Source organism: Pseudomonas sp. FG98 (genome assembly GCF_057808595.1).
The window spans coordinates 42,715-61,684 of sequence record NZ_JBMDIJ010000034.1 but is presented as its reverse complement, the minus strand read 5'-3'; the positions used below and the strand labels follow the sequence as shown (position 1 = coordinate 61,684).

17 protein-coding genes are annotated in these 18,970 nt (G+C 63.6%); 13 read left to right on the top strand and 4 right to left on the bottom strand.

Going from position 1 to position 18,970, the window contains the following annotated elements; genetic code table 11:
• Positions 1–73: 73 nt before the first annotated feature.
• Entirely contained in the window at positions 74–484 is a 411-nt protein-coding gene (locus ACODSK_RS19350) for a PA2817 family protein (protein WP_489018309.1), read from the bottom strand.
• Positions 485–560: 76 nt separating this feature from the next.
• Entirely contained in the window at positions 561–3,008 is a 2,448-nt protein-coding gene (locus tag ACODSK_RS19345) for an acyl-CoA dehydrogenase (RefSeq protein ID WP_489018308.1), read from the bottom strand.
• Positions 3,009–3,184: 176 nt separating this feature from the next.
• Between ACODSK_RS19345 and ACODSK_RS19340 the strand changes: the two genes are divergently transcribed.
• From ACODSK_RS19340 to ACODSK_RS19330, 3 genes are all read left to right on the top strand, one after another.
• Positions 3,185–3,808 carry a glutathione S-transferase family protein gene (locus ACODSK_RS19340; protein ID WP_489018306.1) on the top strand — a complete coding sequence of 208 codons (624 nt, stop codon included), beginning with the start codon at positions 3,185–3,187 and terminating at the stop codon, positions 3,806–3,808.
• A gap of 267 nt (positions 3,809–4,075) precedes the next feature.
• A complete protein-coding gene (locus ACODSK_RS19335) occupies positions 4,076–5,008 on the top strand; it encodes an ABC transporter ATP-binding protein (RefSeq protein ID WP_489018304.1) in 933 nt (310 codons plus the stop codon).
• Positions 5,005–5,784, top strand: a complete 780-nt coding sequence (locus ACODSK_RS19330; protein WP_489018302.1) for an ABC transporter permease — start codon at positions 5,005–5,007, stop codon at positions 5,782–5,784. The genes ACODSK_RS19335 and ACODSK_RS19330 overlap by 4 nt, the downstream gene beginning before the upstream one ends.
• On the opposite strand, the gene ACODSK_RS19325 is transcribed toward ACODSK_RS19330, so the two are convergent.
• Complete coding sequence (locus tag ACODSK_RS19325) at positions 5,752–6,291, bottom strand: DUF2062 domain-containing protein (protein WP_489018301.1); 540 nt, start codon at positions 6,289–6,291, stop codon at positions 5,752–5,754. The two genes, ACODSK_RS19330 and ACODSK_RS19325, sit on opposite strands and share 33 nt — an antisense overlap.
• A gap of 142 nt (positions 6,292–6,433) precedes the next feature.
• Here ACODSK_RS19325 and ACODSK_RS19320 point away from each other — a divergent pair, with 142 nt between their 5' ends.
• The 8 genes from ACODSK_RS19320 to murB all read left to right on the top strand — a co-directional run bounded on the left by ACODSK_RS19320 (position 6,434) and on the right by murB (position 13,250).
• Positions 6,434–8,647 carry a DNA internalization-related competence protein ComEC/Rec2 gene (locus ACODSK_RS19320; protein WP_489018300.1) on the top strand — a complete coding sequence of 738 codons (2,214 nt, stop codon included), beginning with the start codon at positions 6,434–6,436 and terminating at the stop codon, positions 8,645–8,647.
• A gap of 63 nt (positions 8,648–8,710) precedes the next feature.
• Positions 8,711–9,346 (top strand): MotA/TolQ/ExbB proton channel family protein, encoded by a 636-nt coding sequence (locus ACODSK_RS19315; RefSeq protein ID WP_489018298.1) that lies wholly within the window; start codon positions 8,711–8,713, stop codon positions 9,344–9,346.
• Entirely contained in the window at positions 9,343–9,774 is a 432-nt protein-coding gene (locus tag ACODSK_RS19310) for an ExbD/TolR family protein (RefSeq protein ID WP_009406888.1), read from the top strand. The genes ACODSK_RS19315 and ACODSK_RS19310 overlap by 4 nt, the downstream gene beginning before the upstream one ends.
• Positions 9,774–10,784: a tetraacyldisaccharide 4'-kinase gene (gene lpxK, locus ACODSK_RS19305; protein WP_489018296.1), complete on the top strand. Its 1,011-nt coding sequence runs from the start codon at positions 9,774–9,776 to the stop codon at positions 10,782–10,784. Before ACODSK_RS19310 ends, lpxK begins: the two co-directional genes overlap by 1 nt.
• A 39-nt stretch (positions 10,785–10,823) precedes the next feature.
• Positions 10,824–11,009, top strand: coding sequence for a Trm112 family protein (locus ACODSK_RS19300; RefSeq protein ID WP_489018294.1), 186 nt, complete (start codon positions 10,824–10,826; stop codon positions 11,007–11,009).
• Entirely contained in the window at positions 11,006–11,770 is a 765-nt protein-coding gene (gene kdsB, locus ACODSK_RS19295; RefSeq protein WP_489018292.1) for a 3-deoxy-manno-octulosonate cytidylyltransferase, read from the top strand. The genes ACODSK_RS19300 and kdsB overlap by 4 nt, the downstream gene beginning before the upstream one ends.
• Positions 11,770–12,234 (top strand): low molecular weight protein-tyrosine-phosphatase, encoded by a 465-nt coding sequence (locus ACODSK_RS19290; RefSeq protein ID WP_489018290.1) that lies wholly within the window; start codon positions 11,770–11,772, stop codon positions 12,232–12,234. Before kdsB ends, ACODSK_RS19290 begins: the two co-directional genes overlap by 1 nt.
• The gene (gene murB / locus ACODSK_RS19285) at positions 12,231–13,250 is read left to right on the top strand and encodes a UDP-N-acetylmuramate dehydrogenase (RefSeq protein ID WP_489018288.1); all 1,020 of its coding nucleotides are present in this window, start codon (positions 12,231–12,233) and stop codon (positions 13,248–13,250) included. The genes ACODSK_RS19290 and murB overlap by 4 nt, the downstream gene beginning before the upstream one ends.
• 106 nt (positions 13,251–13,356) lie before the next feature.
• On the opposite strand, the gene rne is transcribed toward murB, so the two are convergent.
• Positions 13,357–16,614, bottom strand: coding sequence for a ribonuclease E (gene rne / locus ACODSK_RS19280; protein WP_489018286.1), 3,258 nt, complete (start codon positions 16,612–16,614; stop codon positions 13,357–13,359).
• Between the two features lie 730 nt (positions 16,615–17,344).
• On the opposite strand from rne, the gene rluC reads away from it, so the two are divergent.
• Positions 17,345–18,301, top strand: a complete 957-nt coding sequence (gene rluC / locus ACODSK_RS19275) for a 23S rRNA pseudouridine(955/2504/2580) synthase RluC (protein ID WP_489018284.1) — start codon at positions 17,345–17,347, stop codon at positions 18,299–18,301.
• Entirely contained in the window at positions 18,291–18,968 is a 678-nt protein-coding gene (locus ACODSK_RS19270; RefSeq protein WP_489018282.1) for an HAD family hydrolase, read from the top strand. The genes rluC and ACODSK_RS19270 overlap by 11 nt, the downstream gene beginning before the upstream one ends.
• Positions 18,969–18,970 lie beyond the last annotated feature (2 nt).

The following is an 18,970-nucleotide window of genomic DNA, read 5'->3' as shown; positions in this document are numbered from 1 at the left end:
ACCCGCGATTGCATTAGTGGGTTCACTACCGTAATCGCGGGTAAACCCGCTCCCACAAGGTCACGCGTTGTTCCTAGTGCTTGCTGTCCTGGTCGGACATGCTCAACAGCTGCTTTTCCTGGTTCCAGTCGAAGGGTTCATCGTTCTGCTCGGCGGCATAACGGCGCTCTTCCAGCTCCTGGTACATATCCAGTTCTTCGTCCGGCATGAAGTGCAGGCAGTCGCCGCCAAAGAACCACAGCAGGTCGCGTGGAACCAGGTGGGCGATCTGTGGATAACGCTGGATGACCTGGCACATCAGGTCCTGGCCCAGGTATTGGCTTTCCAGCGGATCCTGTGGCAGTTGCTCCAGCAGTTCGTCGAAGCGTTCGAGAAACAGCGTGTGGCTTTCTTCCGGCACCTGCTCGGCTTCACCCAGGGCGACGAGGATGCTGCGCAGGTGGTTGAGCAGGACGAGATGGTAGTCCAGGTGTGCATTGGCCATGCGGGCGATCCTCTAAAGCAAAAACGGGCGCGGGAGTATACGGCTCCCCGCGCCCGATGTCCCGGTCGGATGATGATCAGCGCACCTTGCCGGCGCTCGGCAGCAACTCCTCCTTGGTGAAAGCATCGACATCGATGACCTTGCGTCGCGCTGCCTCGGCTGCGCGCAGTTTTTCTGCCTGTGCGGTGTCGAGGGTGCCGCTGCGCAGGGCGGCATCGATAAGGGATTCGCCGGGAGTTGGCGTGAATTCGCCTTTTTTCAGCGCGTGGCGCAGGTTCTTGTGGATATCCGTGCTGTCCGCCAGCAACTGGCTGGCATGCTGCAGGGCGCCCACCGGATCCTGCGGGTCGCTTGGGCGATAGCAGCCGGCGAGCAAGGCCTCCAGGGCCGGGTCGCCCTTGTCACGACCGATCAGCGCGGCGATTTCCGCATCCAGCTCGTCGCTTGGGCCGGTATGCCGGCGACCGAACGGGAACACGATCACGCGCAGTGCGCAGCCGAGCAAGCGGCTGGGGAAGTTGTCGAGCAGACGATCCAGCGCCTGCTCCGCCTGGCCGAGGCTTTCTTCCATGGCCCAGCGCAGCAGTGGTTGCAGGTGTGACGGCGAATTGAGGTCGTGGTAGCGCTTCAGCGCCGCCGAGCCCAGGTACAGGTAGCTGAGGACGTCGCCCAGGCGTGCAGACAGGCGCTCGCGGCGCTTCAGCTCGCCGCCGAGCAGCATCATGCACAGGTCGGCCAGCAGGGCGAAGGCGGCAGCCTGACGGTTCAGGGCGCGGAAGTAACCTTGGCTCAGCGGATCCCCCGGCACCTTCTCGAAATGCCCAAGGCCCAGGCCCAGCACCAGGGTGCTGGCGGCATTGCCCACGGCGAAACCGATGTGCTGCAGCAGCAACTGGTCGAACTCGCGCAGTGCCTGGTCGTGGTCCTCGCGTCCTGCCAGGGCCATCTCCTTGAGTACGAACGGATGGCAGCGGATCGCGCCCTGGCCGAAGATCATCAGGTTGCGCGAAAGAATGTTGGCCCCTTCGACGGTGATGAAGATCGGTGCGCCCTGCCAGTTGCGACCCAGGTAATTGTTCGGACCCATGATGATGCCCTTGCCGCCGTGGATATCCATGGCGTGCTGTATGCATTCGCGGCCGCGTTCGGTGAGGTGGTACTTGAGGATCGCCGACAGCACCGAGGGTTTTTCCCCCAGATCCACCGCCTTGGCGGTCAGCAGGCGGGCGCTGTCCATCAGCCAGGCATTGCCGCCGATGCGGGCCAGGGATTCCTGGATGCCTTCGAAGGCAGCCAGCGGCACATTGAACTGCTCGCGGATGTTCGCGTACTGGCCGCTGACCAGACTGGTGAACTTGGCCGCGCCGGTACCCACTGCCGGCAAGGAGATCGAACGCCCCACCGACAGGCAGTTCATCAGCATCATCCAGCCTTTGCCGAGCATGGCCTGGCCGCCGATCAGGAAGTCCAGAGGGATGAACACGTCCTTGCCTTCATTGGGGCCGTTCATGAATGCGGCGCCCAGCGGCAGATGGCGCTTGCCGATCTCGACGCCGGGTGTGTCGGTGGGAATCAGCGCCAGGCTGATGCCCAGCTCTTCTTCCTCGCCCAGCAGATGCTCGGGGTCGTAGGCCTTGAAGGCCAGGCCGAGCAGGGTGGCGACCGGGCCGAGGGTGATGTAGCGCTTTTCCCAGTTCAGGCGCAGGCCGATGACTTCTTCACCTTGCCACTGGCCTTTGCAGATGATGCCGGTATCGGGCATGGCCCCGGCATCCGAGCCGGCCAGTGGGCCGGTCAGGGCGAAGCAGGGGATTTCCTCGCCCCGGGCCAGGCGTGGCAGGTAGTGGTTGCGCTGTTCGTCGGTGCCGTAATGCAGCAGCAGTTCGGCCGGACCGAGAGAGTTGGGCACCATGACCGTGGAGGCCAGGTCGCCGCTGCGGGTGGCCAGCTTCATTGCCACCTGGGAGTGGGCGTAGGCGGAGAAGCCCTTGCCACCGTATTCCTTCGGGATGATCAGGGCGAAGAAGCCGTGTTCCTTGATGTGCTGCCAGGCTTGCGGCGGCAGGTCGAGGTCCTGGCCGATCTGCCAGTCTGCGACCATGGCGCAGAGTTCTTCCGTAGGACCGTCGATGAAGGCCTGTTCTTCCTCGGTCAGTTCGGATTTCGAGTAGCCCAGCAGGGTGTCCCAGTTCGGCCGGCCGCTGAACAGTTCGCCATCCCACCAGACGGTACCGGCATCGATGGCTTCGCGTTCGGTCACCGACATCGGCGGCAAGGTGCGCTGGAACCAGGCGAACAGCGGTTCGCTGAACAGCTTGCGGCGCAGGTCCGGGAGCAACAGGGGCAGGGCGATGGCGGCGACCACCAGCAACAGCAGGAAGGTCAGCCAGCCCGGTGCCCGCGAGAAGATGCCCATGGCAATCACGTAGACCGCCACCAGCGCCAGGGCCGGCAAGGCCGGCGTCCGCCGATGGGCCAGCCAGGCCGAACCCAGCACGAGCACAAGCAACCACAACAGCAACATAGTCTTTCCTCCTGGAAACCTTTCACGTGTCGGTGCATCCGTCAGAGCGTAGTTGGTCTCTGCCGAACGGCCTTGTCTGAACAGTGACAGGTCCTTTCAAGAGGAGTTCGGTGACGATTGCCTGGGCGCCGTGCTGGAGTAGACTGGGTCTCCCTTGCAGGTAACAGGATGTAAAAATGCTCAAGATCTGGGGCAGGAAGAATTCCAGCAACGTGCGCAAAGTGCTGTGGTGCGCCGAGGAACTGGGGCTGGATTACCAGGCGGTGGATGCCGGTGGTGCCTTTGGCGTGGTCAATGAGCCGCACTACCGTGCACTCAATCCCAATGGCGTGGTACCGACGATCGAGGACGACGACCTGGTGCTCTGGGAGTCCAACACCATCGTGCGTTACCTGGGTGCCAAGCATGCCCCGGGTACGTCGTGGTATCCCGAGGATCCGGTGGCACGGGCCAAGGCCGAGAAATGGATGGACTGGACCACCTCGTCCCTGGCCGCGCCGTTCCGCCCCCTGTTCTGGGGCATCCTGCGGACTCCGGCGGAGCAGCAGGACTGGGTGGCGATCAATGCTGCGCACAAGACCTGCGCCCAGTTGCTGTCGATTGCCGATGAAGCGCTGGCGTCGCAGCCCTTCCTCTCCGGGCAGGAGATCGGCATGGGCGATATCCCGCTGGGTTGCTTCATCTACGCCTGGTTCGAGATGCCCATCGAGCGTCCGGAGATGCGCCATCTGCGCGCCTGGTACGAGCGGCTGCGCGAGCGTCCGGCCTATCAGGCGGCGGTGATGACTGCCCTGACCTGATCGTTTCGCTCAATGTGATAGTTACTATCGATAGAGTTGACTGTACTTGTGCGGCCAGGACCAGCACCATGGCCGCATTTAATAGGTTCTGTATGAAAAGCCTTGAGACGAAGGTCAGGCAAGGCGAAAACGGCCGAGGAAGCGGAGTTTACTGGTTGTAAATGAGCATTCCGAGGCTGTTTTCAACGCAGCATGACCGAGTATCAAGGCTTTTCATGCAGAACCTAGCCTGATCCCCGAACAATTCCAACGGTAAACAGACCCGCTATGAGTTCAGCCCTGTCCATCCGGCAGCTAACCAAGACCTACGGAAACGGTTTCCAGGCCCTCAAGGGCATCGACCTGGACGTCGCCGAAGGTGACTTCTTTGCCTTGCTCGGCCCCAACGGTGCCGGCAAATCCACCACCATCGGCATTCTCTCGACCCTGGTGAACAAGACCAGCGGCAGCGTCAGCGTCTTCGGCCACGACCTCGACCTCCAGCCGGCAGCGCTCAAGCGCAGCATTGGCGTGGTGCCGCAGGAGTTCAACTTCAACCAGTTCGAGAAGACCTTCGATATCGTCGTGACCCAGGCGGGCTACTACGGTATTCCGGCGAAAATCGCCAACGAGCGCGCCGAGCAGTACCTGACCCAGCTGGGCCTGTGGGAAAAGCGCGACGTGCCATCCCGCTCACTGTCCGGCGGCATGAAGCGCCGCCTGATGATTGCCCGTGCGCTTATCCACCAGCCGCGCCTGCTGATCCTCGACGAACCCACCGCCGGCGTGGATATCGAGCTGCGCCGTTCGATGTGGAGCTTCCTCACCGAGCTGAACCAGCAGGGCATCACCATCATCCTGACCACCCACTACCTCGAAGAGGCCGAGCAGTTGTGCCGCAACATCGGCATCATCGACCACGGCACCATCGTCGAGAACACCAGCATGCGCCAGTTGCTGGGCAAGCTGCATGTCGAAACCTTCGTCCTCGACCTCAAGCATGCTCTGGCCCAGGCGCCGCAACTGGCCGGTTACCCCTGCCGGTTGATCGATGCGCATTCCCTGGAAGTCCAGGTAGACAAGGATGTAGGCATCACCGCTCTGTTCGGCCAACTGGCCCTGCAGAACATCGAGGTGACCAGCCTGCGCAACAAGACCAACCGTCTCGAGGAGCTGTTCGTGTCCCTGGTTGAAAAGAACCTGTCCAAGGTGGCGATATGAGTTCGGAACTGCGCGCCAACCTGGTCGCTCTCAACACCATCGTCTACCGCGAAGTGCGGCGCTTCACCCGGATCTGGCCGCAGACCCTGCTGCCCCCGGCGATCACCATGGTCCTGTACTTCGTCATCTTCGGTAACCTGATTGGCCGGCAGATTGGCGACATGGGCGGTTTCAGCTACATGGAGTACATCGTGCCGGGGCTGATCATGATGTCGGTGATCACCAACTCCTATGGCAACGTGGTCTCGAGCTTCTTCGGCAGCAAGTTCCAGCGCTCCATCGAGGAACTGATGGTGTCGCCGGTGTCACCGCACACCATTCTTGTTGGCTACACCCTGGGCGGTGTCCTGCGCGGGCTGGCGGTGGGGGTGATCGTGACCCTGCTGTCGCTGTTCTTCACCCATCTGCAGGTGCATCACCTCGGCGTGACCATCCTGGTGGTGCTGCTGACCGCGACCATCTTCTCGCTGCTGGGCTTCATCAACGCGGTATTTGCGCGCAATTTCGACGATATCTCGATCATCCCGACCTTCGTCCTGACGCCGCTGACCTATCTGGGTGGGGTGTTCTACTCGATCAACCTGCTGCCGCCGTTCTGGCAGACGGTGTCCTTGGCCAACCCTGTGCTGCACATGGTCAACTCGTTCCGCTACGGCATTCTGGGGGTATCCGACATCAAGATCGGCGTAGCCATCAGCTTCATGCTGGTAGCCACCGCCGTGCTGTATTTCGGTTGCGTTCGTTTACTGATCAGCGGACGCGGAATGCGCAGCTGATTTCGCCTTGCGCCGGCGCCACTGCCTGCCGACCCACCAGCGCCAATAAAGCATGGTCAGGCAGTAGGCGAGGGCGCCGAGCAGCAGCCCGCACACCACCGAACCGAGCAGGAACGGCTGCCACAGGGTCGACAGCTGCTCGGTGATCCAGTCGAAGGTGATTTCCTCGGGCAAAGTGCGCGGCGGAATCTGCATCAGCCAGGCACCCACCTGGTAGGTGCAGTAGAACACCGGCGGCATGGTGATGGGGTTGGTCAGCCAGACCAGGCTGACGGCGATCGGCATGTTGCCACGGACCAGCACTGCCAGGCTGGCGGCCAGCAGCATCTGCAGCGGGATGGGAATGAACGCGGCGAATAGCCCCACGGCCATGGCCCTGGCCACCGAATGCCGGTTCAGGTGCCACAGGTTGGCGTCATGCAGCAGCCGACCGAGAAATCGTAAGGACTTGTGTTCCCGGATGCTCGTCGGATCGGGCATGTAGCGTTTGAAAAGTCGACGCGGCATGTGGGGTCTCGGCGTTCGGAAGGGGGCAAGTATGCACGTATTACAAACTGTGCCCATTCAGACTTTGTGACAATTAATAAGCGGGCCCTGCTTCGTCATGGTCTAAGCCTGCGGAGTCGTTTGGTTTTTCGGGGTTTCACCGATGCGCACAGGGATGTTGGCGCTCTCGTTCGGGCTTTTGTGTCCGATCTTCCTGGCCGCGTTGCCGTCTGTCGGCGCGCAGGTTCTTTTGGCGTTGTCGGGGCTGGCTTGTCTCTGGCGGCGCCTCTTTCCTCTGGCTTTTTTCCTGCTCGGACTGTGCTGGGCCAGCCTGTCGGCGCAAAACGCGCTGGACGACCGGCTCAATCCCGCTCTCGACGGTCGTACCTTGTGGATCGAAGGGCGGGTAGTCGGTTTGCCGGAGCAGACTGAGCAGCGGGTGCGCTTCGAGCTGGACGATGTGCAATCGCGGCGTGCGGCATTGCCGCAGCGCCTGCGTCTGACCTGGCAGGGCGGGCCGGCGGTCAATAGTGGCGAGCGTTGGCGCCTGGCGGTGAACCTGAAACGTCCTCGAGGCCTGCTCAATCCTCATGCTCTGGATAGTGAGGCAGCGTTGTTGGCCCGGGGTATCGGGGCGCTGGGCTCGGTCAAGGATGGCCAGCGCCTGGCTGCCGCCACGGGGGCCTGGCGCGACAGTGTGCGGCAGCGCTTGCTGGCGACCGATGGCAATGGCCGCGAGGCGGCGCTCGCTGCCTTGGTTCTCGGCGATGGCGCCGGCTTGGCCAGGGCAGACTGGGAGGTGCTGCAGGCCACCGGCACCGTGCATCTGCTGGTGATTTCCGGGCAGCACATCGGGCTGCTGGCCGGGCTGGTCTACGGTCTGGTAGTCATGCTGTTTCGCCTTGGCTGGTGGCCCCGGCATCAGCCCTGGCTGCCCTGGGCCTGTGGCCTGGCCTTCGCGTCGGCGCTTGGCTACGGTTTGCTCGCCGGTTTCCAGGTGCCGGTGCAGCGCGCGTGCATCATGCTGGCGGTGGTTCTGCTCTGGCGCTTGCGCTTTCGCCACCTCGGCGTCTCCGTGCCGCTACTGATCGCCCTCAACGGCGTGTTGCTGTGGCAGCCGCTGGCGGCGTTGTTGCCGGGGTTCTGGCTTTCGTTCGCTGCGGTGGCGGTGCTGGTGCTGGTCCTCGGCGGGCGGCTTGGGGCCTGGCCGGTGTGGCTGGCATGGGGGCGGGTGCAGTGGTTCATCGCCATCGGCTTGCTGCCGGTGCTGCTGGCGCTGGGGTTGCCGGTCAGTCTCAGTGCACCGTTGGCCAATCTGTTCGCCGTGCCCTGGCTGAGCATGCTGGTGTTGCCGCTGGCGCTGGCCGGCACCTTGCTGTTGCCGCTGCCGTTTCTCGGTGAGGGCCTGCTCTGGCTGGCGGGAGGTCTGCTCGGGCTATGGTTCGATCTGCTGGGCTGGCTGGCACTGTGGCGACCGGCCTGGATACCTGCGGCGCTGCCGCTCTGGAGTTGGCTGCTGGTGTGCATCGGGGCCTTTCTGCTGTTGCTGCCGGCAGGCTTGCCAATGCGCGTGCTGGGCTGGCCCTTGCTGCTGTTGGCCGGGTTCACCCCTCGCGAGGCGCTGCCGCCGGGACAGGTGGATGTCTGGCAACTGGATGTAGGGCAGGGCCAGGCCTTCGTCCTGCGTACCCGGCACCATGCGTTGCTCTACGATGCAGGCCCGGTGCGGGCCGAGGTGGATCTGGGCGAGCGGGTGGTGCTGCCGAGCCTGCTGAAACTGGGGATCCGCGAACTGGACCTGATGCTGATCAGCCATGCCCACGCCGACCATGCCGGCGGTGCTCTGGCGGTACAGCGCGGCGTGCCGGTGGGGCGTGTGATTGCGGGCGAGGTCAGCGAGTCCCTGCCAGCGGATCGCTGCAATAGCGGCGAGACCTGGGAGTGGGACGATGTGCGGTTTTCCCTGTGGCAATGGGCCGAGGCCGATGACAGCAACCAGCATTCCTGTGTCTTGCGCGTGGAAGCCTCGGGAGAAACCTTGCTCCTCGCCGGGGATATCGACCGTTTCGCCGAGGCCGCCTGGCTGCAAGGTCCGCAAGCGGGAGCGGTGGACTGGCTGCAGGCTCCGCACCATGGCAGCCGCACTTCTTCAAGCGCCCGTTTCCTGGATGCCCTGGCGCCTCGCGGCGTGTTTGTTTCCCGTGGTCGGCATAACGGTTTCGGGCATCCTTCACCGCAGGTCATGGCCCGCTACGCAGCGCGGCAAATCGCCACCTACGACAGTGCACTGCTGGGCGCCGTGCATCTGCGCCTGGGCAGTTCCGGCGTGCCGCGCGGCTTGCGCGAGCAGCGCAGATTCTGGCGCGAACCGACATGACAGCCTTCGGCAGTCACGGCCCCTATGGTAGAGTGCAGAACTTTTTCCGAGGGGGTCGTTACTGTGTGGGAATTGGTCAAGTCCGGTGGTTGGATGATGCTGCCGATCATTCTGAGTTCCATCGCTGCCATGGCTATCGTCGCCGAGCGCCTGTGGACCCTGCGCGCCGCCCGCGTGACGCCGCCACACCTGCTGGGCCAGGTCTGGCGCTGGATCAAGGACAAGCAGCTCACCACCGACAAGCTCAAGGCGTTGCGCGCCGACTCTCCGCTGGGCGAGATCCTCGCCGCGGGCCTGGCCAACTCCCGTCATGGTCGCGAGATCATGAAGGAGTGCATCGAGGAAGCCGCAGCCCGGGTCATCCATGAGCTGGAGCGCTATATCAACGCCCTCGGCACCATCGCTGCAATGGCGCCGCTGCTGGGCCTGCTCGGCACCGTGCTGGGCATGATCGATATCTTCAGTTCGTTCATGGGCTCGGGCATGACCGCCAACGCTGCCGTGCTCGCCGGTGGTATCTCCAAGGCGTTGATCACCACGGCCGCAGGTCTGATGGTGGGTATACCGGCGGTGTTCTTCCACCGTTTCCTGCAGCGCCGCATCGATGAGCTGGTAGTGGGCATGGAGCAGGAGGCGATCAAGCTGGTCGAAGTGGTCCAGGGTGACCGTGATGTCGATCTGTCCGAGGGCAAGGCGTGAAATTCCGGCGCAAGCAACGCGAGAATGTTGATATCAACCTCGCGTCGTTGATCGATGTGGTGTTCATCCTGTTGCTGTTCTTCGTGGTCACCACCACCTTCACCCGCGAGACCCAGTTGCGCGTCGAGCTGCCGGAAGCGTCCAGCGGCGCGCCGATGCCGGAGTCCGAGCAGAAGCTGGTGGAAATCACCATCAGCGCCGAAGGCGTCTATTCGGTGAACAACCACCTGTTGCCCAAGAGCGACCTGGCGACCCTGACCGAGGCCCTGCAGAAGGAATCCGGTGGTGACACCAAGCTGCCGCTGGCGATCAGCGCTGACGGCAAGACCCCACACCAGGCCGTGGTGACGGCGATGGATGCGGCCGGCAAGCTCGGCTTCAGCCATCTGCGCATGACCACGGTCGAGGCGGCGCCGGGGACGCCCTGATGGCCTTCTCCGATCGTTTGCTGGAGGCCTGGTACCAGGGCCATCCGCTGCTGGCCTTGCTGTCTCCCCTCGAAGCCCTGTACCGCAAGGTCGTGCGTGGCAAGCGCCAGCGCTTCCTGGCAGGCGAGGGGACTATCTACCGTGCTCCGGTGCCGGTGCTGGTGGTGGGCAACATCACCATCGGTGGCACCGGCAAGACCCCGCTGATCCTCTTTCTTATCGAGCATTGTCGGCAGCGCGGTCTGCGCGTCGGTGTGGTCAGTCGTGGGTATGGCGCGAAGCCGCCGCAACTGCCCTGGCGGGTGCGGGCCGACCAGCCAGCTTCCCATGCCGGCGACGAACCGCTGCTGATCGTGCAGCGCAGCGGCGTCCCGCTGATGATCGATCCCGACCGCTCGCAAGCGGTGCGTGCCCTGCTCGACGCCGAGCCACTGGACCTCATTCTCTGCGATGACGGCCTGCAACATTACGGCCTGGCCCGTGATCTGGAACTGGTGCTGATCGATGCCGCCCGCGGCCTCGGCAATCGCCGCTGCCTGCCGGCCGGGCCACTGCGCGAGCCGGTGGAGCGCCTGGCCGAGGTCGATGCCCTGCTGTACAACGGCGCTGTCGCCGATCGTGATGACGGTTTCGCCTTTACCTTGCAACCCACTGCACTGGTCAACCTGCGCAGTGGCGAGCGCCTCCCGCTGGATCATTTCCCCGCTGGCCAGGCTGTGCATGCGGTGGCCGGTATCGGCAACCCGCAGCGCTTCTTCAATACCCTGCGCGGACTAGACTGGAACCCGATAGAGCATCCCTTCGCCGATCATGCCGAATTCAGCGCCGAAGCCTTGGGTTTCAGCCCGTCGCTGCCGTTGGTGATGACCGAGAAGGATGCCGTGAAGTGCCGCGCCTTTGCTGCGGATGACTGGTGGTACCTTGCCGTCGATGCGCAACCGTCGCCGGCTTTCGTGCGCTGGCTCGACGAGCAACTCGCACGCCTGCTGCCGAATGCCCGGCAGCCCTGACTCTTTTCTGTTTTCGGCCATAGGCCTGAGGAACACCCCATGGACACCAAACTGCTCGATATCCTCGCTTGCCCGATCACCAAGGGCCCGCTCAAGCTCAGCGCCGACAAGACCGAGCTGATCAGCAAGGGCGCCGGCCTGGCCTACCCGATCCGCGACGGTATCCCGGTGATGCTGGAAAGCGAAGCCCGTACCCTGAACGACGACGAGCGCCTGGACAAATGAGCCTGGCCTTTACCGTGGTGATCCCGGCGCGCCTGCGTTCGACGCGCCTGCCTAACAAGCCGCTGTTGGCAATCGCTGGCAAGCCGATGATCCAGCATGTCTGGGAACAGGCGCTCAAGAGCAGCGCCGAGCGTGTGGTCATTGCCACCGATGACGCCAGCATTGTCGAAGCCTGCAAGGCGTTCGGCGCCGAGGTGCTGCTGACCCGGGCCGATCATGAGTCCGGCACCGACCGCCTGGCTGAAGTGGCGGCGGCGCTGGCGCTGCCCGCCGATGCCATCGTGGTCAATGTGCAGGGTGACGAGCCGTTGATTCCGCCTTCGATCATCGACCAGGTGGCGGCCAACCTTGCCGCCCACCCTGAAGCCGGTATCGCCACCCTCGGCGAGCCGCTGGAGTCGGTCGAGGCGCTGTTCAATCCCAACGTGGTCAAGGTGGTGGCCGACTGCAACGGCCTGGCCCTGACCTTCAGCCGCGCGCCCTTGCCCTGGGCCCGCGATGCGCTGGCGCAGAACCGCGAGCAGTTGCCGGAAGGCGTGCCGTATCGTCGGCACATCGGCATGTACGCCTACCGTGCCGGTTTCCTCCAGGACTTCGTCGGCTGGGGCCCGTGCTGGCTGGAAAAGACCGAGGCGCTGGAGCAGTTGCGCGCCCTTTGGCATGGCGTACGCATTCATGTCGCCGATGCCCTGGAAGCGCCGCCCGTCGGCGTCGATACCCCGGAAGATCTCGAGCGCGTACGGCGCTTGCTGGAGGCCTGATGCGCGTCCTGTTCGTTTGCCTGGGCAATATCTGCCGGTCGCCGACTGCGGAAGGCGTGCTGCGTCATCAACTGGTCGAGGCCGGCCTGGCCGACGTGATCGATGTGGCGTCGGCGGGTACTGGCGACTGGCATGTCGGCGAGCCGCCGGATAGCCGGACCCTGAGTGCTGCGCAAAAGCGTGGCTATGACTTCTCGGCGCAGCGGGCGCAGCATGTCAGCGTTGAGGACTTCGGTCGCTACGATCTGATCCTGGCCATGGACAAGAGCAATCTGTCCCATTTGCAGGCCATGCGTCCGGGCCATGCCCGCGCCGAGCTGGACCTGTTCCTGCGCCGCTACGAGGGCGAGCGGGATGAGGTGCCGGATCCGTATTACGGCGGCGAGCAGGGCTTCGAGCAGGTGCTCGACCTGATCGAGACAGCCTGTCGTGGCCTGGTCATCGAACTGAAGGGGCGGCTATGAGCGCCAAGGTCGAGTCGCAGGTTTCCCTCAAGCCCTACAACAGCTTCGGTATCGAGGCTGAAGCGCGTTATTTCGCCCAGGCCCGCAGCGACGCCGATGTACGCCAGTTGCTGGCCTATGCCGGCAGCGAAGACTTGCCGGTGCTGGTGATCGGCGGCGGCAGCAACCTGCTGCTGACTCGTGATGTCGAGGCGTTGGTGGTGCGCATGAGCAGCAGCGGGATCCGCGTGCTGTCCGATGATGGTCAGCGCGTGGTGGTCGAGGCCGAAGCCGGGGAAACCTGGCATCCGTTCGTGCAGTGGACCCTGGAGCATGGCCTGGGTGGCCTGGAAAACCTCAGTCTGATCCCCGGTACCGTGGGGGCTGCGCCGATGCAGAACATCGGTGCCTATGGTGTCGAGATCAAGGACGTATTCGCCGGCCTGACCGCGCTGGATCGCCAGACCGGCGACCTGCGCGATTTCACTCTGGAAGAGTGCGATTTCGCCTATCGCGACAGCTATTTCAAGCGCAATCCGGGGCGCTGGATCATCCTGCGGGTGCGTTTTGCCCTCAGTCGGATTGCGCCGTTGCACCTGGATTATGGTCCGGTACGCCAGCGTCTGGCCGAACAGGGCATTGCCCAGCCAACGGCCAGGGATGTCAGCGAGGCGATCTGCAGCATTCGTCGGGAAAAACTGCCTGACCCCGCTGAACTGGGCAATGCCGGCAGCTTCTTCAAGAACCCGGTGGTGAGTGCTGAATTGGCCGGTCGCATTCGTGGCGAGCATCCGGCAGTGGTGGCTTATCCACAGGCCGATGGCGAGGTGAAGCTGGCGGCGGGGTGGCTGATCGAGCAGGCGGGCTGGAAGGGTCATCGTGATGGCGATGCCGGCGTTCACCGGATGCAGGCGTTGGTGCTGGTGAATTATGGCCAGGCCACCGGCGAGCAGTTGCACGAGCTGGCGCAGAAGATCCAGGACGATGTTCTTGACAAGTTCGGGGTCGAGCTGGAGATGGAGCCGAATCTCTATTGAAGGTGGCGGCAAGATGAAGTGGCTATGACCACGGCTTGAATCTTGCGGCTCAAGAAGCAAAAAGCCCCGCCAGTTTTCACTGGCGGGGCTTTTTTCAGCCTATTGATCAGGCGTTGGGTTTGCGCTCGTCGACACCCAGGTCAGCAGGTGTCGGGACGTCTGCCAGACCCGCGTCGGCGGCTTGCATGGCTGCCTCGGCGGCCTGCTGGGAGGCCTCGATTGCAGCGGCCTGTGCTTGCTCCGCTTGGCGAATTGCAGCTTCTGTTGCCTGCAGATCGGCATTGGCCGATGGGTCCTGGGGGGGCTCTACCGCTGTTACTGCCGGTTGGCCTTCAGCCTTTGCTGCGGCTGCAGCAGCTTCAGCTTCACGCTTGCGACGGCGCACTTCACGCGGGTCGTTTGGCGCACGGCCGTTCGACAGCGTTACGGCAGGTGCTTCAACAGGCGCTGGCTCGGCGGCAGGCGCTTCGACTACGGGTGCTGGTGCCTCCACAGCGACTGGTGCAGGTGCTTCAACCACTGGCTGGGCTTCTGGCTGTGCTTCCGGCTGGGCGGCGGCTTCGACCACTGGTGCGACGACTTCAGCAGGCTGTTCGACAGGTTGCGGAGCGACTTCGACCACCGGCTCGATGCTCGGCTCGACGGCCTCGACGACGCTGGCCGGTTGCTCGACCACTGGCGCGATGTTCACTTCAGCCACTTCCTCGGCCGGTTTCACGGCTTCGGCGACTTCAGCGATCTCGGCAGCCTGGGACTGCACTGGTGCAGCTTCGACCTGCGGGGCGCTTTCCTCGACCACGGCGGTAGCGCGTTCGGCCTGGGCGTGGGCTTCGGCTTCGGCGTTTGCACTGATTGCGCTGGTGGCGACTGCGGCGGTTACTGCCAGGCCGGCAGCCAGTTCGGCACCGCTTGCTTCCTGACCTTCTTCGCCGGCTTCTTCGCCGCCTTCGATCAGCTCGCCGTTGGCATCACGTTGACGCTCACGACGGTTGCTGCGACGACGCTGGCCGCGGGAGCGACGACGTGGACGTTCGCCTTCGGCGCCTTCCTGGTTGTCATCCTGCAGCAGTTCTTCGTTCGGCAGTTGTTCCTCGGCCGCTTCGGCTGCCTGCTCGGCAGGGCGTGGCTGGCGCTCTTCGCGCGGTGGACGCGGTTGGCGGTCTTCGCGAGGGGCGCGCTCTTCACGAGGCTGGCGCTCTTCGCGTGGTGCACGTTCTTCACGAGGCTGGCGTTCTTCACGTGGAGCACGCTCAGGACGCTCTTCGCGAACAGCCGGAGCTGCCGGGGCAGCATCCAGTGGCTCGCGCAGTTCGCGGACCGGACGCTCTTCACGAGGGCGACGTTCTTCGCGCGGAGCACGTGGCTGGCGCTCTTCACGCGGCGCACGCTCTTCGCGAGGTTGACGCTCTTCACGCGGGGCACGTTCTTCACGAGACTGGCGCTCTTCACGCGGAGCGCGTTCTTCGCGAGGCTGACGCTCTTCGCGTGGGGCGCGCTCGGCACGTTCTTCGCGCGGCTTGCGGTCTTCTTCGCGGCGGCCGTTGCGGTTGCGGCTCTGCTGGCGACCGTTGCGGCGCTCTTCGTTGCGCTGCGGACGTTCAGTGGCGGCAGGCTTCTCGGCGGCGGCCGGAGCGACAGGCTCTTCCTTGCTACCGGCGAACAGGCTGACCAGCGATTTGACCAGGCCCTTGAACAGGCTTGGCTCTGGCGCGACGTGCACCGGGGCAGCAGGGGCGGGTTGTTCGGCTTGCTCGGAAACCGGAGCGTTGGCGCGGGCCGGAGCAGTCTTCACCGCAGCTTCCTGGCGAACCAGGGTGCGGGTGGCAGCGGCTTGTGGCGCTTCCTCGACTTCGGCTGCGGCGATTTCGTAGCTGGACTGGCCGCTCAGCGCTTCCGGATTGTCGTCGCGCAAGCGCTGGACTTCGAAGTGCGGGGTTTCCAGGTGGTCGTTCGGCAGGATGACGATGCGTGCACGGGTACGCAGTTCGATCTTGGTGATCGAGTTGCGCTTCTCGTTGAGCAGGAAGGCGGCGACCGGGATCGGCACCTGGGCGCGGACTTCGGCGGTGCGGTCCTTCAGGGCTTCTTCTTCGATCAGGCGCAGGATCGCCAGGGACAGCGACTCGACGTCACGGATGATGCCGGTGCCGCTGCAGCGCGGGCAGACGATGCCGCTGCTTTCGCCGAGCGATGGACGCAGGCGCTGGCGGGACATTTCCAGCAGGCCGAAGCGCGAGATACGGCCAACCTGAACACGGGCACGGTCGGCTTCCAGGCATTCGCGGACTTTCTCTTCCACGGCGCGCTGGTTCTTGGCTGGGGTCATGTCGATGAAGTCGATGACGATCAGGCCGCCGATGTCGCGCAGACGCAGTTGGCGGGCGATTTCCTCGGCCGCTTCCAGGTTGGTCTGCAGGGCGGTTTCCTCGATGTCGCTGCCCTTGGTGGCGCGCGCCGAGTTGATGTCGATGGAGACCAGGGCCTCGGTCGGGTCGATCACGATCGAGCCACCGGATGGCAGGTCGACCACGCGCTGGAAGGCGGTTTCGATCTGGCTTTCGATCTGGAAGCGGTTGAACAGCGGAACGCTGTCTTCGTACAGCTTGATCTTGCTGGCGTACTGCGGCATCACCTGGCGGATGAAGGTCAGGGCTTCTTCCTGGGCATCGATGCTGTCGATCAGCACTTCGCCGATGTCCTGGCGCAGGTAGTCGCGGATGGCGCGGATGATGACGTTGCTTTCCTGGTAGATCAGGAATGGTGCGGCGCGGTCCTGGGAGGCTTCCTTGATCGCGGTCCAGAGTTGCAGGAGGTAATCCAGGTCCCACTGCATTTCTTCGCTGCTGCGGCCAAGGCCGGCAGTGCGCACGATCAGGCCCATGTCGGCAGGGGCGACCAGGCCGTTCAGGGCCTCGCGCAGTTCGTTGCGCTCTTCGCCTTCGATGCGGCGGGAGATGCCACCGGCACGCGGGTTGTTCGGCATCAGCACCAGGTAGCGACCGGCCAGGCTGATGAAGGTGGTCAGGGCGGCGCCCTTGTTACCGCGCTCTTCCTTCTCGACCTGGACGATGACTTCCTGGCCTTCGCTCAGTACTTCCTTGATGTTGACCCGACCTTCCGGGTTCTTCTTGAAGTATTCGCGGGAGATTTCCTTGAGTGGCAGGAAGCCATGACGTTCGGAGCCGAAGTCGACGAAGGCGGCTTCGAGGCTGGGTTCGATACGGGTGATCCGGCCTTTGTAGATATTGGCCTTCTTCTGCTCGCGCGCACCGGACTCGATGTCCAGGTCGTAGAGGCGCTGGCCGTCTACCAGAGCAACACGCAACTCTTCGGGTTGAGTCGCGTTAATCAGCATTCTTTTCATGTAATACCGTCGGTTTCCGGGCTGCCGGAAACGGCGTTCGGCACACACGACTTCTCACGGTCGGTGTCAGGGTGCGTCAGGGGTGGCGGGCCATCCCGTGTCCAGCGACATCCGGTTGACTGGTGACCAGTGCTGCCGAAGCCGCGACGACGCGTCCTGCTTGCTGTTGTGTCTTATGCACGTCAGTCAGGAGGAGGAATCAGCCTTCGTCCGTGGACGCCCTGGGGCATCCTGTTTCGAGACCAGGTCCGGCGTTGAAGCCTGGACGCGGTACTACACGGTCCGATGGTTGTGCATCTCCACCCTACACGTATCCCTGATAATCGGGTGCTGCCGCGCGCTGAATCCGCAACGGGTTGCATTTATCGCCGGCTCCATACGGGAGCCCGCGCAGTTTATGGCTAAGGCAGGTATTTCCGAAGCATCCGCCATGACTGCGTGAAAGCGTTGGCACTGAGAAGAGTGGCATCGAAAAAAACGGGAAGGGAGGGTCAAAAAGCCGCTCTTGTTGTTTTTTATCGGTCTTCTCTCATCGGCGCTGGTGGCGATTCCAGGCATTTCTGTAAACTGGCGAAAGCCCCGTCGGACGGCCTCGCGTCCTCGAGAATTGCGTAGGTCAGGGCCGGCTTGAAGCCATTGGTCCGCTGGCCAGCCGCTTTTGGCGGCGTTCGCGACTATAGCAGCAATGATTAAGTGCTTCAATTCCATAAAAAATTGTTATGATCCGCCAATGACGACCAATACCCCTCCGACTTCCAGTGTCCAACTGCTCGAAGTCCCGCCGGAACTTGCCGGCCAGCGTATCGACAACTTCCTTGTCAATGTCCTCAAGGGCGTTCCCAAGACCTTGATTTACCGCATTTTGCGTAAAGGCGAAGTGCGGGTTAACAAGGGTCGTATCAAACCCGAATACAAGATTCAGGCAGGTGATGTCGTGCGTGTCCCGCCCGTTCGTCTGCCCGAGCGCGACGAGCCGGTTCCGGTGGCCCAGGGCCTGTTGCAGCGTCTGGAGGCAGCCATTGTCTACGAGGACAAGGCGCTGATCGTGCTGAACAAGCCGGCCGGCATCGCCGTGCATGGCGGCAGTGGCCTGAGCTTCGGCGTGATCGAGGCGTTTCGCCAGTTGCGCCCGGACGCCAAGGAGCTGGAGCTGGTGCACCGGCTCGATCGGGATACCTCTGGTCTGCTGATGATCGCGAAGAAGCGCAGCATGCTGCGCCACCTGCATACTGCCTTGCGCGGTGATGGTGTCGACAAGCGCTACATGGCGCTGGTCCGCGGCCATTGGGCAGCCAGCAAGAAACAGGTCAATGCCCCGCTGCTGAAAAGCAACCTGCGCTCCGGCGAGCGCATGGTCGAGGTCAACGACGAGGGCAAGGAGGCGCTCACCGTGTTCCGCGTGCTGCGGCGCTTCGGTGACTTCGCCACCATGGTCGAAGCGCGCCCGATCACCGGTCGTACCCATCAGATTCGCGTGCATGCCCTGCATGCCGGGCATTCGATCGCTGGCGACAGCAAATACGGTGACGAAGACTTCACTCGGGAAATTCGCGAGCTGGGCGGCAAGCGCCTGTTCCTGCACGCCTATGCGCTGACCGTGCCGCTGCCGGATGGCGGTGAACTGAAGCTCGAGGCCCCGGTCGACGAGATGTGGGCCCAGACCGTGGAGCGCCTGAGTGCAACGTGACTATGACCTGCTGATCTTCGACTGGGACGGCACTCTTGCCGACTCCATCGGTCGCATCATCGAGGCGATGCATGCTTCGGCCGAGCGTGCCGGTTATCCGCTGTGCAGTGACGAGGCGGTCAAGGGCATCATCGGTCTCGCCCTGCCCGAGGCGATCAGTACCTTGTACCCGGAGCTGACGGATGCCGAAGTCATGGCCTTCCGTCAGCACTATGCCGATATCTACATGGCCCTGGACGAGCGGCCTTCGCTGCTGTTCCCGGGGGTGGTCGAGGCGCTGGAGCAGTTTCGTGCCGAGGGCTATCGTCTCGCAGTGGCAACCGGCAAGGCCCGGCGCGGGCTGGATCGGGTGCTCAGGGCCAACGGCTGGGAAGGCTTCTTCGATATCACCCGTGCCGCCGACGAAACCCGTGGCAAGCCGCACCCGTTGATGCTTGAAGAAATCCTTGCCCATTGCCAGGTGCCGGCTTCGCGGGCGCTGATGATCGGTGATTCGTCCTTTGACCTGGTCATGGCGAACAATGCCGGGATGCATTCTGTGGCGGTGGGGTATGGTGCGATGTCGCTGGAGGCGTTGAGCGTTCACCGGCCGCAGTTGTCTATCGAGCACTTCTCACAGTTGCCGGTCTGGCTTGCCCGGGCGGCGACACCAGTATTTCCAGGGTAGGT